General features: G+C 59.1%; 15 protein-coding genes and 3 pseudogenes. 6 read left to right on the top strand and 12 right to left on the bottom strand.

Annotated elements, in window-relative coordinates; all coding sequences use genetic code 11:
- Positions 1-303 precede the first annotated feature (303 nt).
- Positions 304-450, top strand: a pseudogene (locus EZH22_RS29840) (IS481 family transposase); the annotation flags it as partial.
- A gap of 213 nt (positions 451-663) precedes the next feature.
- On the opposite strand, the gene EZH22_RS29835 reads toward EZH22_RS29840, so the two are convergent.
- The 7 genes from EZH22_RS29835 to EZH22_RS29805 all read right to left on the bottom strand — a co-directional run bounded on the left by EZH22_RS29835 (position 664) and on the right by EZH22_RS29805 (position 7,586).
- Positions 664-1,557 carry an SMP-30/gluconolactonase/LRE family protein gene (locus EZH22_RS29835; protein WP_203196852.1) on the bottom strand — a complete coding sequence of 298 codons (894 nt, stop codon included), beginning with the start codon at positions 1,555-1,557 and terminating at the stop codon, positions 664-666.
- 125 nt (positions 1,558-1,682) lie between these two features.
- Positions 1,683-2,726, bottom strand: a complete 1,044-nt coding sequence (locus EZH22_RS29830; RefSeq protein ID WP_203196851.1) for a zinc-dependent alcohol dehydrogenase family protein — start codon at positions 2,724-2,726, stop codon at positions 1,683-1,685.
- A gap of 241 nt (positions 2,727-2,967) precedes the next feature.
- The gene (locus tag EZH22_RS29825) at positions 2,968-4,323 is read right to left on the bottom strand and encodes an IS1380-like element ISPme1 family transposase (RefSeq protein WP_012112698.1); all 1,356 of its coding nucleotides are present in this window, start codon (positions 4,321-4,323) and stop codon (positions 2,968-2,970) included.
- 54 nt (positions 4,324-4,377) lie between these two features.
- Entirely contained in the window at positions 4,378-4,998 is a 621-nt protein-coding gene (locus EZH22_RS29820) for a DEAD/DEAH box helicase family protein (RefSeq protein WP_231711616.1), read from the bottom strand.
- Complete coding sequence (locus EZH22_RS29815) at positions 4,995-6,899, bottom strand: site-specific DNA-methyltransferase (protein WP_203196850.1); 1,905 nt, start codon at positions 6,897-6,899, stop codon at positions 4,995-4,997. The genes EZH22_RS29820 and EZH22_RS29815 overlap by 4 nt, the downstream gene beginning before the upstream one ends.
- 54 nt (positions 6,900-6,953) lie before the next feature.
- Positions 6,954-7,286: a HigA family addiction module antitoxin gene (locus EZH22_RS29810; protein WP_030092363.1), complete on the bottom strand. Its 333-nt coding sequence runs from the start codon at positions 7,284-7,286 to the stop codon at positions 6,954-6,956.
- A 9-nt stretch (positions 7,287-7,295) separates the two neighbouring features.
- Positions 7,296-7,586 carry a type II toxin-antitoxin system RelE/ParE family toxin gene (locus EZH22_RS29805; RefSeq protein WP_025091540.1) on the bottom strand — a complete coding sequence of 97 codons (291 nt, stop codon included), beginning with the start codon at positions 7,584-7,586 and terminating at the stop codon, positions 7,296-7,298.
- 174 nt (positions 7,587-7,760) lie between these two features.
- Between EZH22_RS29805 and EZH22_RS29800 the strand changes: the two genes are divergently transcribed.
- A complete protein-coding gene (locus tag EZH22_RS29800) occupies positions 7,761-8,372 on the top strand; it encodes a recombinase family protein (protein ID WP_304945439.1) in 612 nt (203 codons plus the stop codon).
- A 109-nt stretch (positions 8,373-8,481) separates the two neighbouring features.
- Positions 8,482-8,691: a ribbon-helix-helix protein, CopG family gene (locus tag EZH22_RS29795; RefSeq protein WP_024899703.1), complete on the top strand. Its 210-nt coding sequence runs from the start codon at positions 8,482-8,484 to the stop codon at positions 8,689-8,691.
- Positions 8,692-9,165: 474 nt separating this feature from the next.
- Here EZH22_RS29795 and EZH22_RS29790 read toward each other — a convergent pair whose 3' ends face one another.
- Positions 9,166-12,141, bottom strand: coding sequence for a Tn3 family transposase (locus tag EZH22_RS29790; RefSeq protein WP_203196853.1), 2,976 nt, complete (start codon positions 12,139-12,141; stop codon positions 9,166-9,168).
- Positions 12,142-12,482: 341 nt separating this feature from the next.
- Between EZH22_RS29790 and EZH22_RS29785 the strand changes: the two genes are divergently transcribed.
- Positions 12,483-14,621 (top strand): ParB/RepB/Spo0J family partition protein, encoded by a 2,139-nt coding sequence (locus tag EZH22_RS29785; protein ID WP_203196928.1) that lies wholly within the window; start codon positions 12,483-12,485, stop codon positions 14,619-14,621.
- 77 nt (positions 14,622-14,698) lie between these two features.
- Here EZH22_RS29785 and EZH22_RS33095 read toward each other — a convergent pair whose 3' ends face one another.
- Complete coding sequence (locus EZH22_RS33095) at positions 14,699-14,905, bottom strand: hypothetical protein (RefSeq protein ID WP_170971377.1); 207 nt, start codon at positions 14,903-14,905, stop codon at positions 14,699-14,701.
- Between the two features lie 114 nt (positions 14,906-15,019).
- Here EZH22_RS33095 and EZH22_RS33090 point away from each other — a divergent pair, with 114 nt between their 5' ends.
- Complete coding sequence (locus EZH22_RS33090) at positions 15,020-15,523, top strand: creatininase family protein (protein ID WP_203196927.1); 504 nt, start codon at positions 15,020-15,022, stop codon at positions 15,521-15,523.
- 134 nt (positions 15,524-15,657) lie between these two features.
- Here EZH22_RS33090 and EZH22_RS29770 read toward each other — a convergent pair.
- Positions 15,658-16,334: pseudogene (locus tag EZH22_RS29770) on the bottom strand (IS6 family transposase).
- 246 nt (positions 16,335-16,580) lie between these two features.
- Between EZH22_RS29770 and EZH22_RS29765 the strand changes: the two are divergent.
- Positions 16,581-17,372 carry a FadR/GntR family transcriptional regulator gene (locus EZH22_RS29765; RefSeq protein WP_408647764.1) on the top strand — a complete coding sequence of 264 codons (792 nt, stop codon included), beginning with the start codon at positions 16,581-16,583 and terminating at the stop codon, positions 17,370-17,372.
- Positions 17,373-17,622: 250 nt separating this feature from the next.
- Here the strand turns inward: EZH22_RS29765 and EZH22_RS29760 are convergent.
- Together EZH22_RS29760 and EZH22_RS29755 are read right to left on the bottom strand one after the other, a co-directional pair.
- Positions 17,623-17,782: pseudogene (locus EZH22_RS29760) on the bottom strand (IS5/IS1182 family transposase); the annotation flags it as partial.
- Between the two features lie 68 nt (positions 17,783-17,850).
- Positions 17,851-18,611 (bottom strand): IS5 family transposase gene (locus EZH22_RS29755; RefSeq protein ID WP_203196925.1). Its coding sequence is split into 2 segments (ribosomal slippage): positions 17,851-18,284 and positions 18,284-18,611, totalling 762 coding nucleotides; the frame shifts between segments, so codons are not numbered across the junction.
- Between the last annotated feature and the right edge of the window lie 143 nt (positions 18,612-18,754).

The following is an 18,754-nucleotide window of genomic DNA, read 5'->3' as shown; positions in this document are numbered from 1 at the left end:
ATACTTAGTTGGGTTTCTTTTTCAGTATCGATAAAATGCCATACAACAGAACCTCCGCATAATGCGATCAAGATGAACCAGGTCAGTATATCGAGAAACTTCTTCATTTTCAGCAGCGCCACGTTAAATGGGATGCAGCAGAAAGCGAGTTCAATATTCTTACGGCGAACATAGAGGCCGAGAAGTTCATTGCTATACTGGACGCCAAGTCCTCAGAAGCGGCAAAGCTGAACAAACCTGCTCTGGATATTTGTGAAGAATATTGGGGGCGGAAATAATGCGTATCGTTGACTATATAACGGGGATTTCATCGCAGCCTACAACTTTGCGCGCAGGCTGAAGACCCTAGGCGGCCTCACACCCTACGAATACATCTGCAAGATCTGGACAGCAGAGCCCAACAGATTCATCCTGAACCCGATCCAACAGATGCCGGGACTGAACAACTAAGCATTTCCGGCGCTGACTTGCGCTTGGTCGTTCACCGTTTGACGACGTCTTCCAATGGTCTACTCATCGCTACGTTTTACTTCTTGTAGCATGAGCAGATTTCCACTGGGTCGATACGGTGGACTTGCCCCACGTAGCAAGGGGCAAGTCCAAGGATATATTATCGCGCAGCTGCAAAATAGAATGGCACGCATTCCTTCACGCAACAAACCGTTACGTGGCAGCGGGCACGTCCACTTTCGTGGCCATCAAAACGGCTTCGCGGGCCGCAGAACGCTTGTCCTCGAAGAAATCCGGTGCTGTGCAGAGGTAAAGCGTCTTGCCGTCGGCGCCGCCGAGACCGCAGGCAAAGACGCCTGTTCCCGGGTCGATTTCTTCGGTGACCTCACCGCCCTCCAACACGCGCAAGACGCGACCGTTCATCGCATCCGCGATCCACAAGCCGCCTTCTGCGTCCAAACAACTGCCATCCGGGCCACAAGGGTATTGCCCGGCGTCGATACCATCCGCGACGTACGTCTCGGTCGGAAGTTCGGCGAATTTGAACCATTCCCTCCGGTTGGTCAGGCTACCATCCTCGGCAATGTCAAAAGCGGTGGCGCGGTTGCCCATCGTTTCGTTCACGATCAGCACACCCTCAGGCGTGATGACCGAGCCGTTCGGGAACCACAGGTCATCGGCCACTTCATGCACCGAACCATCCAGATCGACACGCAACAGCACGGTCGGCGATACCGGGGCACCACCCATAAGATCGAAGCCGAAATTGCCGACATAGATGCGGCCCTTGTTGTCCACGACCATATCATTCGGATGCCCCGTGACATGATCCGACAAGTCGGCATGGACGACGACTTCGCCATTAGGTGTGCGGCGCAGAATCTTTCGGTCGCGCATCGAGACGGCCACCAGACTGCCATCAGGCAGCCAGCCGATACCTGATGGCTGATTTGGCACCTCCAGTTCAACGCGCTGGTCGCTGCCATCCTCATTCACCGAATAGACGCGGTGGGTGTAGAAGTCCGAAAACCACATACGCCCGTCGTGCCAGCGCGGACCTTCCATATACGACATGCCGGTAACGACCGGCTTCAACTCTCTCGGCATTAGGCTCCTCCCTCAGAACCAACCAACTGTTCCCGCATCCCAAAAGGCAACGCGATCTATGCGCCCACAGTCCAGCTAACGTGGTTTTGCCCGCCCAAGACCAGAGCGAAGGGCGGGCATCCGGCTCAGGCCGACAGGATCAGCTTTAGCGCCTTGTTCTTGGCGGCTGCGCCAAAGACGCGGTAGGCCTCCTCAATATCGTCCAGAGCAAAATGATGGGTCACGAACTCCTCGGGACGGATCTTGCCCGAGGCGACGGTCTTCATCAGCATCTGCGTCGAATTGGTGGTGACATAGCCCGTGGAGATCACGATGTTCGCGTTCCACAGGTCCTGCAGATGTAGATCGACCGCTGTGCCATGCACGCCGATATTGGCGATGTTGCCGCCCTTCGCGACCAGTTTCTGGCACATGTCAAAGGTTTCAGGGATACCGACGCATTCAATCACCGTATCGGCGCCATATCCGTCCGTCAGTTCTTTGACCACGGCGGCATAGTCTTCTTTCGAGGGGTTGATCGTGCGGGTCGCCCCAAGGCGTTCGGCCGCCTCAAGTCGTGGATCGTCCGTGTCGATCACGATGATCGAAGCGGGCGAATAGAACTGCGCCGTGACCAGCGCCGCCAGACCCACAGGTCCGGCACCGACAATCACCACATTGCTGCCTGGCTGCACATTTCCAGCCAATACGCCGACCTCGAAGCCTGTGGGCAGAATGTCGGACAGCATTACCGCGGCCTCTTCATCGACACCGTCGGGAATGACGTGCAAGCCGTTATCGGCATGTGGGACGCGGGTATAGTGCGCCTGCGTGCCGTTCAACAGATTGCCCAGCACCCAACCGCCATCCTTCGCCTCGCAATGGCACCCCAGGCCCTTCTTGCATTGATAGCAACTGCCGCAGGACGAGATGGCCGAGATCACAACCCGGTCGCCCGGCTTTATGCGGGTGACCGAACTGCCGACTTCTTCGACGACGCCGACGCCTTCATGGCCCAGCACCCGGCCTTCGGTTACGCTGGGCACGTCTCCCCTGAGGATATGCAGGTCGGTTCCGCACACTGTCGTCTTGGTGATGCGCACTATGGCATCTGTGGGATCTTCAATCTTGGGTTTTGGCACTTCTTTCCATTCAATGCCTCCCTTGGCATCATAGACGGCACCTTTCATAGCGGGCTCCTCTCCCTTAACCGACATTCCCCAAGTGGCCTGCCGCTTGACTTCAAGATCGCCTGATTTTGCTCGCTGGGCAAGCGTTTTTCGCCCCGAGCGGTGTCTGTCGTCGCGCAAACGGCCGAAGTCGGGTGGATCAAGCCTCGAACCCGCAGCATTCTGGCCCGGCAGAGCCGCTTTTCCGCGCGGCAGACGGACCTGTCCTGCCGCTTTCGTTCAGCTTGGGCATGGATCGTGGTCATGCGCATGACGGAGGCGTTCGAAGACGGCGGATGGCGGCAAGGACGGCCCGCACCATCGGGCCGGTGACGGCGACCTCGGCCAACTGGAAGGTAATGGCGCGGGCGTGGCGGACGACGCGGGCGCCGATCTTGATCAGCTTGAGTTGCAGGCTGGTCAACGACCAGTCCGCCATGGCCTCGGGCAGTTCGATGCAGCGCAGGAAGGTTGCCAGGTTGTAGGCCAGCGCGTGCAGTTGCAGCCGCACCTCGTTGTGCCGGAACTTCCGGCATGACAGCCGCGTCCAGCGAAAGGCATATTTGCCTTCCTTGATGTGCTGCTCTGCGGTGCCGCGCTGGTTGTAGAACCTCACCACCCAGTCTGGCTCCATCGGCAGGTTGGTGACGATGAAGCCGACTTTGGGGAACAGCTCGCCCGGATGCCATTCGATCTTGGCGATGACGCGGCGCGGCTTGTCCCAGGACGCCGCCTGATACTCGAAGTCCTCGAAGAACCGTTTGACCTTGGTCAGCGAAGGCCGTCCCACGGGCCGTGTCAGCCGATGCGCGATCTTCTCGCGCAAGACGGCGTTGGCGGGCAGACGGATGGCGTAGAAGAACCTGGCTTCTTCCAGCCGCATATAGATCGCGGGGATCGCGTAGGCAGCGTCGGCCCGGAAGAAGCGTCCACCAAGGTCGCGGCCAGCATATCGGGCAATGACGGGATCAAGGACATCCCGCCAGCCATCGGCGCTGTGGACATTGCCGTTACGCAGGGCGCAGCGCTCCAGCATGCCAAACTGGTTGAACAAGAAGATGGGGTGATAGCAGGTGCAGTCGAAATGCCCGTTCCAGGCAGCACCTTCCTGATCGCCGTGGGTGGGGCTGACCGAGCTGTCCATGTCCAGCACGATGTATTTCAACCCGTTGCGGTCATGAAACCGGTCGATCCATTGGCCGTTCAGATCGGCCAGCGCCGCCCGGTTCGCGGCCAGAGCCAGCGTCTCGGTCTCGAACCGTCCCATCTGCGATGCCGAAGCAGCTTGCGCCTCGACGGCCCTGCCGCCAACGACCTGACGCATCACGGGATCGAGGGCCAAGCGGTCGGCATCGTTCACATCCTCGTATCCGGCCAGTCGTCCGAACACCGATTGCCGGAACAATCCGTCAAGCCGATGGAGCGTGTTCTTCCCGGTGCGGCTGTCTCGCAGCGCCTCCGACGCCAGATTGGACAGGCCGAGCACGTCATCAAGCTCGCGCATCACCAGCAGGCCACCGTCTGAACTGATCTGCGCACCACGGAACTCCAGACGCACACGGCGGTCGAAATCAACCCGATCTCCCCGCGCCAAGCCCGCACCCTCCAGGTGATCCATGAAACGCGCCCCTCGCAGCCGTCAACGCCATGATTTATATGCGAAATATCACGATTACGACAGCGAAATCAGCGACTTACTTGGAGAATGTGGGATGAACAGTTCCTGGAATATCGACAGGTCAGAAATCGTGAAATCGCGCTTGCCGTCTCGTTCCTTCCCCATGAAGGCGTCAAGCAGCCGATCGTAAACGATGAGGCCGGGGGCAACGACGAGGAAGTTTTTGGTGTAGCGGTCGCTATCCGGCGCGCGGTTCGCGTTGAGAATCTGCCAGACCATGAGGGCTTGCAGAACCCAGGTCTTTCCCGTTCCGGTCGCCATTTTCAGGCAGTATTTCGGATAGGCATTTTTCGGCGCGCGGATGATCTCGGAATCCCGCGTGCTTGTCAGCATCACGTCAGGGGCGGCGATTTGGTAGAGGTCTTGCAGGGACGCAATGCCCAAAACCTCATGGGCATAGATCACGTTCAGCAGGGCTTGCCGCTGGCCGGGATGGAAATTGAAGGTGCGGGCGTCCTGAAATTCAGTCTGGAACCACCATTTCAACAGTTCGGCCGTGATCTCCGAGACATGATCTAGGATCGGTGCTTCGCCGCTTTCCAAGCCGGCGCAGGCGTCTTCGACCTGGGTCGTCAAACCCTTGGCAAGCGAAAGATCGTTGATGCTCGCCATCATACCACCTCGACAGTTGCTTCGGCCTCGAAGCCGAACACATCAACCACGCGCACGCAGACGCGGCGGGGGCCATCTTTCTTAGAAAGGCCGGTGAGCCGTGCCGTAGTGATGACACGATAAGCGTCGGCATCGTTCTCGGTGTTTCCGCGATAGTCCTGCCAGACGGAGCGGAACACCTCGCCGTCATAGTCAGGATCGACGCTCCAATATTCGATCAGCGCCAAAGGATCGGAATTGATGACCTTTTGCAGTTTTTCGCGGTTAGCTTCGTCGAGATTCAACGCCTCCGGAGACAGCAACACATAATTGGCGATCTCTACGGACAAGGCTTCCCCCTCCCCGTCCTGTTTGCGGGAAACCGCGCCCAGCTTGAGATATTGCAGCGACGAAAAGCGCACCTCGTCGGCCTTGAGCTTGTGGCCTTTCTTCTTCAGCCGGTCGAGCAGATCGGGCGGGATCACGAGCACTTCCAGCCGGTCCCCCTGCCCCAGTGCCTCAATGTCATGGCCGATCGTAGGTGAGAAATTCCATCCCAGGATAACGACCTTATCCCACCCGCCCATGAGGTTGTCGCGGATTTCGATTGCACGGCGCAGCGTGGCGAGGCCGGTCATCTTGTTGGGGCTGTCCGCGAGGACGAGCGTTTTGCTCCCCTGAAGCCTGCCCATGTTCTTGTTCGGGTTTTCCTCTACGGGCAGCGGCAGCGCGCCATAGAGGCCGAGCACGATTTCGGCCAGATCGCCGATGCGGAACCGACTTCCCATCGTGGAGCGCATTTGTTCAACCTGGTAGTCGCCAATGTGCTGGTAGAGGAACGGCTTGGCGTCCTGGTCGATCAGACGCTTGCGTGTAATCATGCACGCGGGCTTCCCGAGATCGGACACGATCCAGCGACGGCCGAGCCGTTCGGCCACAGCAGCCGTTGTGCCAGAACCTGCAAAAAAGTCAGCAATCGAACCGCCAGGAGGACATGACGATTCAATGATCCGCTCTACCAATTTCTCCGGTTTCTGCGTGGCATAATCCACCCGCTCTTTCGCAACCGGATTAACTGGCGGAATGTCATCCCAAACCGAGTCAATAATATCGCCCTCAACTTCATCGAGGTATATTCTTCTGGTGCCGCCGCCCGTCGGGTTAACGTCAGATCGGCAGAGCCGTCCCGTTTCGTCCGGTTTGAATCTTTTCAAGTATTCTGCGCTATGCGGCTTGTATTGTGTTTTCCAATAATAATCCTCATTCTTAAAATAGGAATATATTGTGTCGTGTTTTTGCGGGAACTTTCTTGTAGTTGATCGCTTAAATCCAAAATATGTCCATATAATTTCATTTCTAAAATTTTGCTTCCCAAAAACCTCGTCCAGAATTGCTCGAACATAACCATTTACGTGCCAGTCTAGGTGGACGTATATTGATCCTCTTTCAGATAAAAGTTCGCGCATCAAAACAAGGCGGGGAACAAGCATAGATAAATATGATGCTGTTCCCTCTACCCATGTGTCAGAGTATGCAAACTGCTCAATAGTTGTTGGGCGCTGTTCAATTTGAGATTCGGACAGGCTGATTTTAGTCCGATAGTCCGCCTTGCTGTCATAAGGCGGGTCTATATAGATCAGATCAACCTTGCTGCGCAGGGATTGTGCACTATCACTGCCGGCTAGCAAAGCTGCCATTGCCAGTAGGTTATCACCATAAATCAGTGTATTTGGATCGGAGGCGGGAGCTGCCGATTGCGGCTTTTGTCGAAACATATCTTGCCAATTGCTGTCCCTCGACGGAACCACCAGCTCCCGCGTCTGTAACCCGAGGCGATAATTGCTCTCGGCCCGTTCCATCACACGTTCAGCCTCTTTTTTGCCCTCTGCGACGATAGACGGAAGTTGTTCCAGCAAGCTTTTCATTCAAATCCCCCTGCCCCGTGTCCCGCACGCGGCACCATTCCAGTTGTCTTTGTTTCAGATCAGCGCCGCTTGCGGATCGAGCGGCTTTCCCTTGAAGGGTGCGACGTTGATCTCCCCTTCCCGCTTGCGGGCCTGGGCAATGTCGTAGCTGTTCTGCATCCGCATGAGCGTATCCATTGACACGCCGAAAGCCTTTTCGACCCGGAGCGCCATTTCCGGCGAAAGATGTGCGCGCTCGTTCAGCACGGCCGACAATGCCGCCCTCGTAACACCTAGAACTTGCGCCGCGCTCGTGACCGAAAGGCCAAGAGGCTCGATGATCTCGCTTTTGACGAAGCCGCCGGGGTGGGCGGGGTTTTTCATACGGATGCCCTGCATCGCACTCATAGCCACCTCCTAGTGGTAATCTTCATAGTCGAGGTCGATGATCTCGATTTCGGTTTGGTCGATCCGGAACGTGATCCGCCAGTTCTTGGTGACGAACAGGCTCCAGGTGCCTTTTCGATCGCCGGTGAGCTGATGAGCCTTCCAGCTCGGGACCGTGCGCAGCTCGTCTTCCCGCTCCATATCTTGCAGGAAGGTGACGATGCGACGGACTTTCGGCACTACGGCCGCCTGCAAGCCGGTGGCGTCATCATCTTCGATGAAGCGGCGCAACCCCTTATGGACCACGTTTCGGATTCTCATGTGCCGTCACTATCAAGCTAAACGTATAGTGTCAAGCTACGCTATACAATCCCGGCGCTTCATAGCCTTGTCGCGCAAGTTGTAAAACCTGCAACAGATCGGCCGCCCCCGGAAAATCAGGGCTTTTCGTGTCGCATGTCTTTGTCGCAAGTGGTAGAAAACTTGCGACATGATTTGCGACAGGGGGAAGCCGTGAGCAGCCGACCAGATTCCGACGCCGGCCGCGTGTTCATCGGCTATGCCCGCGTTTCGACTCGCGGCCAGGACCTCGATGCGCAGCGGGCCGCCCTGGGTGCGGCCGGCTGCGTCCGCATCTTCGAGGAAAAGGCTTCCGGGGCGAAGCGGGATCGGCCCGAGCTGGCGCGGATGCTCGACCATCTGCGTGCCGGCGACGTGGTGACGATCACCAGGCTAGACCGCCTCGCCCGATCGACCGGCGACCTTCTGGCGATCGCGGAGCGGATCAAGGAGGCCGGCGCTGGCCTGCGTTCGCTGGCCGAGCCGTGGGCCGATACCACGACGCCGGCGGGGCGCATGGTGTTGACCGTGTTCGCCGGCATCGCGGATTTCGAGCGCAGCTTGATCGTGGAGCGCACGAGCGCCGGCCGGATCGCGGCGAAAGCCCGAGGCGTGAAGTTCGGCCCCTCCCCTGCCCTGTCGGCCGAGCAGATCGCCCATGCCCGCCAGCTTATCCATGACGACAAGAAGCCGGTGGCGGAAGTCGCCCGGCTCTTGGGCGTGCATCGTGCCACGCTCTACCGGGCGCTTGAGAACGCATTGACGTGAATACGCATTGACGTAACCACGTTTAGTTGCCGGCCCTAGAAGTAGTGCCTTTCGCGGTTCCTTCCGCAAGGGATTGCAGAATCGGGCGAGTTCGTCCTTACTGCTAAGAATGAAGCGCGACTCGGAAAGGATTCGGAAGGACGTTGCCGCCCATCGGGCGCGGCAGCTTGCGGCCGGCCGTATCGCGCTGACCACGTATGTTCCGACTGATCTTCTCGCCCAAATCGACAAGATCAAGGAGCAGCGGGGCGTGCTTGGCCGCGCGCCGATCATCGAGGAAGCATTGAGGCTCTATATCGAAGCGAAGCAAGGGACATAACGGCAAAACGCCCGACCGCGCCAACGGTCGAGCGTTTTTGTAGGCCGTCAGACACACCGTAGAGACGGGGCCAAAGCTCTCCCCTTATCTACGCTACAGCACTCCAATCCGCAAGATTGATTCTTGCGGAAACAGGAAAGCCGTGCCTGCCGTCCGCGCCGTCATGTCCTTCAAATGGAAGGACGACAGGCATGTTGAGGATGCAGATCGCGGCCGCGATCGGCTGCGCGCGCGCAAGCGCGCTTGATGAGATCATGCGGGAGGTATGGACGCGCTACAGCGCCGGCCAGCTCACCGAGGAAGACGCCGGGCAGCTCTCCACGCTCGCCCATGAGCGCCGCGAGGCGTGGCGGGGATCGGGACAGGCCGGGCTTGGCCTGGTCATGCCCCCGGCCGAGCGATGCCCGACGCCAGTTCGGGGTCAGAACAAGAGCTGCTCAAAATCGTACGCTAAGGCCGAACGAATCATGAACATCATGCTACTCGCCGGACTGGGGCTTGCAAGCGAAGCGATCGGAAGCCTTCGGGCATCTGGTGCTCAGTATCCCAGGTGTAGATGCCGGTCAGGTTGATGTGTTCCCAACTGAGCGGCGAGACGTGCTTGAGCAGCGTGTCGGGAATGTTTCTGCCGTCTCGCTTCAGATGAGTGACAGCGCGGTCGAGATAGACGGTGTTCCAGTGCACGATGGCGCTGACGACAAGATTGAGGCCAGACGCGCGGAATGCTTGGCTCTCGAATGAACGGTCACGGATTTCGCCGCGCTCGTGGAAGAACACCGCGCGTTTGAGCTTATGCGCTGCCTCACCCTTGTTGAGGCCGGCTTGGCACCGTCGGCGCAAGGCTGGGCTCGAATACCATTCGATCATGAACAGCGAGCGCTCAATCCGGCCGAGTTCCCGCAGCGCCTTTGCCAGCTGGCTTTCCATCGGAGACGCCGAGAGCTTTTTGAGGATGGTCGAGGGGACGACGGAGCGCGTCGTGATCGAGGCTGCCAGATGGAGCAGATCGTCCCAACGATCGAGAATCAACGCGGTGTTAATCGGAGCCCCGATGTGGTTCGTCAGCGCCGGGTAGGCATCGCCCTTCTCGAATGTGTGGAACTTTCGATCTTTGAGATTGCGCAATCGAGGCGCGAAGCGTTTGCCGATCAGGGCGAACAGCCCGAAGACGTGATCGCTCGCGCCACCAGTGTCAGTAAAATGCTCCTGGATATCCAGGATCGTATCTTGGTCAAACAGGCCATCGAGCACATAGGCCGCTTCGCTTTCCGTGGGGCTGATCGGCAAAATGCTGAAATAGCCGTACTGGTCCGACAGGTGGCTGTAGAATTTCGATCCCGGCTCGCTGCCATAGTGCAGGTTGACGTCGCCGCGTTTTGCCGCTCGGTCGCTCACACGGAAGAACTGTCCGTCGGACGACGCGGTCGTTCCGTTGCCCCACAGACGGGAATGCGGGTGACCGGTATGGGCGTCGGTGATGCAGGCCTGAGCGGCGCGATAGGTTTCTGATCGGGCATGGAAGGTGCGCATCCAGCCAATCTGATGGGCGCTGATGCCCTTGGAGGCGCCGGCCATCCGCTTCGGACCAAGATTGGTTGCATCGGCCAAGATGCCGGCCAGCATGGCGGAGACATTCCGTGGGGCGTCACCCGTGCGGACATGTGTGAAGTGATCGGCAAAGCCCGTCCAATCATGCACTTCCCTAAGGAGATCAGGAACTTCGACAAGCGGATACATCTCGCTGATCTCTGCGTTCAGTTCTTCGGCTGCCGCAGGAACGTCGCCGACGGTCGGCGTCACGATCAGCGTTCCCGCTTCGAGACGAACACCCTTGAGCTTACCAGCGCGAGCGCGATAGGCCAGGCGCTTCAGATTGAAGTCCAGCACCTGCATTACTTCGTTCAGCCAAGCGGCGCCGTCACTGCCCACACCAAGGCCAAGCCGATCCTCTTCCTTCATCGCGGTGAACGTAGATCGCGGCATGAGGTGGTCGTCGATCGGGCGGAACGAGCGGCTGCCCTCCACCCAGATATCCGCCGAGCGAAGGCGCTCGCGCAATGCGGCGAGCGTGGCTATCTCATAGAGCCGACGATCGGGCTTCTGCTGCCCAAAGATCAGTTTCCGATCGGTTGGACTGAGATGGCTGGTCGGAACACGCTCGGGCAGTGTGCGCCGTCCCTCCGAATGAAGCCTTCGGAGCATCGCAATAGCTGTGAGCAGAGAATCGTGGCGGCGCGCTGAACGGAACGTAAAGGTTGCCAGGAACGCCGTCGCGTATTTGAGGACGCCACCATACTGCTCGGCCGCCAGGACCAGCGGGGATGCCTCGTTGTCCTCGACCATTGCTGCAAGCTCAGGCTTCATTCGAAGCAGCCGGTGCCAACCGACCTTTTGGTCAAGAACCTCAAGCGCGTCCTGACCCCGATCGTTGGCCGATTGCAGCGCTGTTATCGTATCGAGGAACATACGCAGGGCCTTGGAGGTGTCTGTCCGTTGGTCCATGTGCCGCCGTTTCTTGCGACTGTGCGCCTGGGAGAACAGCCGCCCGATCAGCTTGATGAACATCGTAACGGCATCATCGGTTAGCTTCTCGCCGAGCTTGATCACCTGCGCGACAATCAGGGCGTGGCGACGGCTGGCATTGAAGTCGTTGGCCAGCCACGCCGGTGTGGCATTGCCCTCACGGACCATTTGGTCCCACCGCCCGGATGCCACGCGCGCCCGCAAACCGGGATCGATCCCGAGCGTGCGCAGGAAGGCAATTCGTTCAGTCAGTCCTACCAGATTTGAAGCTGCGGGCGCTTCCGGCGCGGACCGCAACCAATGGAAGCGAGTCTGGCCGACCGCCGCATCAACCTCGAGCAGCTTGTCGAGAGCCAGCAGCTTCTCAGGTGTGAGACCGTCGATAAGCGCTGTCTCCGCGCGACGGCGAGCTATGGCGCGGGCCGCAAGCGCCATTCGCTCGATGATCTCCACCGCGGGCAACAGGGCTCCGCGTTCTCGCATCGTGGCGACAATGGCATTCACAATCGAAGCGCCGCTGTCGGACATCGTGGCCGCCTCAATTGCCGACAACAGCCCCGCGCGACGATCCTGAGCTGTCGCGCTTCTGACGCCGAGATAGATCATCAGGCGCGCAATGTGATCGCGGCGCGTCTCTTCCCGGCGGGCATAGATTGTAAACGCAGTGGGATCGGCGCCGATCTGGTCGGCCACATATTTCAGCATCGCACGCGGCGGAATTTCGCCTGCGGCCAGCACCCGGCCCGGATGTCGCATCACGCAAAGCTGAACAGCGAAGCCGAGCTTATTGTGCTCGCGCCTGCGAAGGTCAATTTCGAGGCGATCCGACGCGGACAATGAATAGTGTCGGATTAGACTGTCCTCATCAGCCGGAATATCGAAAAGCTCCCGACGATCCTGAGCTTTGAGAATCTTGCGCCTGGCCACTGCTCAACTCCGCACACACCAACTCCCGCTCAATGTTGCCGAGCTGACTGGATGTGGAAACAGCAGCTATCCTACTGCCACGGTTTTCCACTGGGATCAGACGGCGCGCCTGGAAATCGCGAGACACAAGAATCTCGGTTCACGCTTCGTTCGACCTTAGCGTACGATTCTGCACAGCTCTTGTTCTGATCCCTATACAGAAAACCGGAGTGCCTGATTTCCGGGTTTCAGGTTCTGCGGCTGGCGTCGCTCTCTTCAGAGGAAGAGGGCGGCGCTTCGCTTCGTGACGGGCTGATAGCCGGAGAGAGAGGCTCACCGGCGTCCGTCATGGAGTAACTGACATGGCCACTGCCGTTCAGAAGATCACCCTGTCGTCCTCGCGCGACATTCCCTTCAACAAGCTGGTGCTCAGCCAGTCCAACGTCCGGCGTGTCAAGGCCGGGATCTCAGTCGAGGAACTGGCCGAGTCCGTCGCTCGGCGTGGGCTGATTCAGTCCCTGCATGTCCGCCCGGTCGTGGATGCCGATGGCAAGGAAACCGGCATGTTCGAGGTGCCCGCCGGCGGCCGCCGGTTCCGCGCGCTGGAACTGCTGGTCAAGCAGAAGCGCCTCGCAAAAATCGCGCCGGTTCCGTGCGTCGTGTCGGAGGCCAGCGACGATGTGCTGATCGACGAGGTTTCGCTCGCCGAGAACATCGAGCGCGCACCGCTGCATCCGCTCGACCAGTTCCGCGCCTTCCAGGCCATGCGCGAAAAGGGCATGACTGAAGAAGCCATCGCCGCCGCCTTCTTCGTGGATACCAAGGTGGTGAAGCAGCGCCTGCGTCTGGTTTCCGTCTCACCGGCATTGCTCGACGTCTATGCCGAGGACGGCATGACGCTGGAGCAGCTCATGGCCTTCAGCGTCAGTTCTGACCATGCCCGGCAGGAGCAGGTCTGGGAAGCGATCAAGGATGGCTGGCAGAAAGAACCCTACCACATCCGGCGCCTGCTGACCGAAACCACGGTTCGCGCCGCCGACAAGCGGGCGGTCTTCGTCGGCATCGACACCTATGAGGAGGCTGGCGGCTGCGTGCTGCGCGATCTCTTCCAGCAGGACGATGGTGGCTGGCTGCAAGATCCGGTGCTGCTCGACCGGCTGGTCGGCGAAAAACTCAAGTCCGAGGCCGAAGCCATCGCCGCCGAGGGCTGGAAGTGGATCGAGGTCGCCATCACCTTTCCCTATGGTCACGATCATGGCCTTCGCCAGATTGTCGGCGCCACGATCGATCTGAGCGAAGAGGAGCGCGCCGCCCGCGAGGCATTGCGCGACGAATATGACAGGCTCGAAGCCGAATATGGCGAGGCTGACGAACTCCCCGACGAGATCGACGCCCGCCTCGGTGAGATCGAACAGGCGCTGGAAACCTTCGAGCGCCGCCCGATGACCTTCGAGCCGGACCATATCAGCAAGGCGGGTGTCTTCATCAGCATCGATGCCGATGGCGAATTGCTGATCGAACGCGGCTATGTTCGCGCCGAGGATGAAACGCCTGCGGAACCGGAGGCGGAGATCGTTGACCCGGAAACCGGCGAGGTTATCCAGCGCGCAGAATCGGAGGTGAGCCACATGCGTGCAGTCATCACGCTGGGCGCCCAGTCGGTCGAAACGGAGGAGGAAGACGAGGCCGACACCATCAAGCCGCTGCCCGATCGTCTGGTCAGCGAGCTGACCGCGCATCGCACGCTGGCACTGCGGGATGCGGTGGCCGTGAACCCGCATGTCGCCATGACGGCACTGCTGCACCGGCTGGTCATGGATTGCTTCATGCCGCATTCCAGTCGCGGTTGCTTGGAAGCACAGGTCCGGGAGGTTCATTTGCCCGCACAGGCCGAAGATCTGCGCGATAGCACGTCCGCCAAGGCCATTGCAGACCGGCACGAACGCTGGGGCGATCATGTCCCGGCAGACGATGCCGCTCTCTGGGATTGGCTGACCGATCTGGACTATGGGTCGCGCATGGATCTGCTCGCCCATTGCGTCAGCTTCGGTGTCAACGCGCTCTATGAGAAGCCGAATCCCTACAGCGGCACGGGCGTCAGTCAGCACGGGCTGCACATCCGCCTGTCGCAGGCTGACCGGCTCGCGCGTTCGACCGGCCTCGACATGGTGGCAGTGGGCTGGCGGCCGACAGTTGGCAATTATCTCGGCCGCGTGACCAAGTCGCGTATCCTTGAAGCCGTGCGCGAAGGAGCTGGAGACCGGGCAGCCGATCTGATCGGACACCTCAAGAAGGGCGACATGGCGAAGGAAGCCGAACGCCTGTTGGCCGAGTCCGGCTGGCTGCCTGAGCCGCTGCGCATGGTGGACGAAGGTATCGACGTTGATCCGGCATCGGCCGCTGCGGCGGAAGCCGACGATCTTCCCGATTTCCTCTCAGGCGATGGCGAGGACGACCCGGCTGACGAGGAGGAAGAACAGCATATGGTCGCTGCTGAATAGCACTGATGTGTTTCGGCGCGCAATTTTGACTCTGTTTCAGGGGTAATAGGCATTCAATTTTGGATGCCGATAGAGGATCAAGGTTCAACGCCGATTGACATCTGGACGGTGCTGCGGTGAGGCGGGGACATGCCTTCGGTGAGGCAGACTGCCCGGATACGCCGCAGCAGCGCAGCAAGGCTTGTCTTCTCCTTCTTGAGCCAGAACCTATCCACCTGCTCTGCAATGATGCGCTCGGTCCTCAGGGCGAGCGTCAACGCGCCTTCGTGCGTGCCACGTTTCATGGGGCGCAAACCTGATGCGAGTTGTGTCTTTCTGAGCCGCGCAGCCAGCCGAAACAGTGTTGATCGCGGGATGCCGAACCTTTCACGCACGGTCGAAACAACACTCTGTCGCTTGTGATCCGTGACATCATCGCGGGCTTGGGTCGCCATGGCATCAAGCGCGTCGTCGTGGTCGTCGGACACTTCGAGAATATGTGGGCAGCGATCGAAGGCATTGACTTGGCTCTTCGGGAACTTCGCCGCGATGGCGTGCACGACATGACCGTTGTCCGGCTTGAGTACTGGGACTTGGTGCATCAGGAAACGTCGGACAAGATTTTTCCAGGAGGGTTTCCCCGGACCGAACTCGAGCATGCAGCCCTGCTTGAGACCTCGATGATGTTGGTCGCTCGACCAGATATGGTGGACCTGACTAAGGTGCCGTCTGACGGGCCGGCGAAAGTGCCTTCCTGTGATCGCTACCCGGTTGGTGCGGGCAAAATCCCAACGTCTGGCGTTCTGGCTCGCGCCGAGCGATCAAGTGCCCAGATTAGACATTGGCTGTTTCAAGATCATGTCGCTTTAGTCGAAGCGGCGGTTCGCGAAGCATTGGTTCTTGACGCTGACGGGCGAGATTGAGGGTTTCGGTAGCCGGATGTGGTGGAGGGACGATGTCATGCCTGGATGGCGCTCGTTTGCCAATTTGCTTTTTGATGACGTTTGTGCCTAGCGGGGGTAGGTGCAGTCATGCCTCCGGCCTTTGACGCGGTGCTTCATGATCGTTGGCCCTGATGTTTTACGCTGAACCTAGTCCGCCTCACTTTATCGCGCTTGGCTGACGCAAGACAACACCACCGGTTTACAAGTTCGGCGGTCCACATCCGCTTTGAGTGTTGCAGCGCCCCTTGCGATCGGAAGCACTGCATCATCCGCTGCCGTTTTCGCAGCGACACATGCGAATTCTCCGCCCGGTTATTAAATCCCTTGTGCGAACGGTGTTCTACATTCGGCATGAGCTGCCGCTGAGCGGTCCCTTAGGAACATAACTTGTCGGTGATCATCCGCTTTGGTATGATGCCTTGCTTGGTCAGCAATCGCTTGGCCGCCTTGGTATTGCGCGCTCTGGACGATCTCGTCGAGCACATAGCCGTCTTGATCGACGGCCTGCCACAGCCCGTGCTTCTTGCCGGCGATGGTGATAGCCACCTCGTCCAGATGCCACACGTCGCCCCGGCTGGGCTGCTCGCGTTGGAGGTGACGGGCGTAGTCCGGGCCGAACTTCTTTGCCCAACGGCGGATCGTTTCGCAGGAAACGACAATGCCGCGTTCCATCAGCACTTCATTCGACAAGACACAGGTTCAGCGGAAACCGAAAGTAGAGCCAAACAGCATGGGCGATGATCTGCGGTGGGAAACGATGGCGCTTGTAGCTAATCGGCGAGGTGCTCATCCACCTGCCTCTATCGCAATGTCTCTGACAACCCGTTACCGTGACGTCGCCCTCGGCGGAAATCAACAACCTCTCGCCCGCAGCGGCACTGAATGATCCAACCCTCGCGAAAGCCAGCGCATTTTCAGCAGTCTCCTAACGGGTATTGCTGCGTTAAGCATTGAGCTTTTCTGACCCAAGCTGCACAATATCGTGATTTGGGGGCTTATAGAGCGCCTCTCGGGGTAGAGACAGAAGGCCTGAACGATGGACAAAGCGGCAATGAAAAGTCGAACCGAAGATCTGGCCACGTCTCCGAACACTGTTCAGAAGATTCTGTCGTTCATCTATCAGCGTCGCTATGAACCCAACGAGAGGCTCCCCTCCGAGCGGGATTTTGCGGAGCGATTCGGGACCAGCCGAGCTGCCGTGCGCGAAGCCCTTGCCTCCCTTGAAACGATGCGGGTGATTGAAAGACGACCCAATTCCGGGATCTTTCTGCGGAATTCCGACGAGAGCAGCATCGAAGCGTTGGTGCTTCATGCTGCGTCCGGGTTGCCGTTTTCCCCGGAGGAAGCGACCAACGTTTTCGAAGTGCGGCGAATTCTTGAAGTTCAGGCTGTCAAGCTTGCCTGTGATAACAGAACCGCTGAAGACATTGAGAATATGCGTAACATTCTCAAAGAGACGAAAAAGCTCCTCGAAAAGCAGAAATCCATACAGAAAGAGGATGAGGAATTTCATATGGCCATCGTTTCGGCCACGAAGAACAGGATACTTGTCCGAATTGTAAAGTCGTTCTACGAGCTCTCCAGGGCCCGCCGTGAGATATATTTCTCAGATCATGAGAGAAGCAAGCGCGCCTATGAAGACCATACTGGCATACTCGAGTCGATCGAGGCACGCCGCGCGTCCGATGCCGGGAAAAGAATGACACAACATCTGTCACAGGCCCTGGCGACCTGGCAGATCCTGCTTAGCGAGACTAGTCCCCGAAAGGATGATCGAGGGCCGCTCGCGCTTGTTGTAACTCAGCTGCCAACTGGACAACCGCGTTAACCTCGCGAGATTGCGGATTTAATGATTCTCACGTCCGTCACAATTTGGAGACGGGACAATGGATCGGCGGACGCTATTCGGACTTTCGGAACAACTGGACGGTTTCGAAGAACGGCGTTTGGCGAGCGGGATAGTTTAGTTTCGCGGTTTGCGCGGTTCTGAAGCTGTTTTCGGGTTTTGCGCCGAGGCTGTGATGACGCCTGCGGCGGCTGATGCTACGGTCATGCGGCGTTGATACGCCACAGGTAATAATGCGGCGGAATTTGTAGACGAGGTTGGCCATGCCGATCTTCATCTGCGCACGTTTGATGCCGACGGTGCGAATGAAGAGCGGCGAAGACATGCTCGACGCGGGAGCGGATGACCGACTTTCCGGCATTGGCGCGACGGGTCGGCGCAGGCATGTCGGGCGCGGCGGCTTCTTGCGGTGTGTGGCATGAATCTGCCCGAAACAGCCTAGGCTGTAGTGACGATTTAACTATCTGAGCCAGATTGCTATTGCGGCGATGAGCACGAAGCCTCGGAAGTTTGCGAGGAGCTTGTCGTATCTGGTGGCGACGCGTCGGAACTGCTTGAGCTTGGCAAAGAAGCGCTCGATGAGGTTGCGCTCCTTGTAGAGGCGCCAGTCGCAGGCATGAGGGCGCCGCCGTTCGGGCCGTGGCGGAATGACGGGAGTAGCTCCGGCGTCGAGAATGGTGTCGTGGAAGTGCTCGGCGTCGTAGGCCCTGTCGGCGATGACGTGGCGGGGTTTGAGGCCATCCAGCAGGTCCTTGCCGTAGATCACGTCGCCGCGATGGCCCGGTGCGAGCACAAAGCGCACCGGCAGGCCCAGCGCATCGACGGCGGCATGTATCTTGGTTCCTAACCCGCCGCGTGAGCGGCCAAGGCCTTGGGCGTCCGCTCCCCCCTTTTTCGCCGCGCTCCAGCGGCTTGCGACTGAGCGCGGATGGAGGTGGAATCGATCGCCACCCAATCGAGGTCTGCTTCCTTGGCCAGCGCCTCGAACAGTCTTTCGAGCACGCCCATCTCGATCCAGCGGTAGTAGCGCCGCTTGGCGGTCTGATAGTTGCCATAGCGCTCGGGCAGATCGCGCCAGCGCCCGCCCGAGCGCGCCATCCAGATCAAGGCATCGACAAAGCGCCGGTTGTTGGTGCGCGGACCGCGACGTCCTTTGCGACCGCCCGGCACAAAAGGCTCAATCCGGGTCCACTGCTCATCGTTCAGCGCATCCATGTCCATGACTGACCTCCAAAAGCCAGTCTTGAATCACGAAGCTCCCAAAAACGGAATCCCTAAATCGTCACTACAGCTTAGACCGGCCTTCAAAGGCCGGAACCAAGGCGACCCAATCCCCGCCAGCTGCCAAAATCCCACATTCTCAG

This window comes from Xanthobacter dioxanivorans, from assembly GCF_016807805.1.
Classification (GTDB): domain Bacteria; phylum Pseudomonadota; class Alphaproteobacteria; order Rhizobiales; family Xanthobacteraceae; genus Xanthobacter; species Xanthobacter dioxanivorans.
Note: the sequence above shows the minus strand (reverse complement) of the source record. Positions and strands in the feature narration are given on the sequence as shown.

Coding starts and splice junctions, on each gene's coding strand:
- EZH22_RS29835 (WP_203196852.1), bottom strand. CDS start 1,557: ATGCCGAGAGAGTTGAAGCCGGTCGTTACCGGCATGTCGTATATGGAA.
- EZH22_RS29830 (WP_203196851.1), bottom strand. CDS start 2,726: ATGAAAGGTGCCGTCTATGATGCCAAGGGAGGCATTGAATGGAAAGAA.
- EZH22_RS29825 (WP_012112698.1), bottom strand. CDS start 4,323: ATGGATCACCTGGAGGGTGCGGGCTTGGCGCGGGGAGATCGGGTTGAT.
- EZH22_RS29820 (WP_231711616.1), bottom strand. CDS start 4,998: ATGATGGCGAGCATCAACGATCTTTCGCTTGCCAAGGGTTTGACGACC.
- EZH22_RS29815 (WP_203196850.1), bottom strand. CDS start 6,899: ATGAAAAGCTTGCTGGAACAACTTCCGTCTATCGTCGCAGAGGGCAAA.
- EZH22_RS29810 (WP_030092363.1), bottom strand. CDS start 7,286: ATGAGTGCGATGCAGGGCATCCGTATGAAAAACCCCGCCCACCCCGGC.
- EZH22_RS29805 (WP_025091540.1), bottom strand. CDS start 7,586: ATGAGAATCCGAAACGTGGTCCATAAGGGGTTGCGCCGCTTCATCGAA.
- EZH22_RS29795 (WP_024899703.1), top strand. CDS start 8,482: ATGAAGCGCGACTCGGAAAGGATTCGGAAGGACGTTGCCGCCCATCGG.
- EZH22_RS29785 (WP_203196928.1), top strand. CDS start 12,483: ATGGCCACTGCCGTTCAGAAGATCACCCTGTCGTCCTCGCGCGACATT.
- EZH22_RS33095 (WP_170971377.1), bottom strand. CDS start 14,905: ATGAAACGTGGCACGCACGAAGGCGCGTTGACGCTCGCCCTGAGGACC.
- EZH22_RS29765 (WP_408647764.1), top strand. CDS start 16,581: ATGGACAAAGCGGCAATGAAAAGTCGAACCGAAGATCTGGCCACGTCT.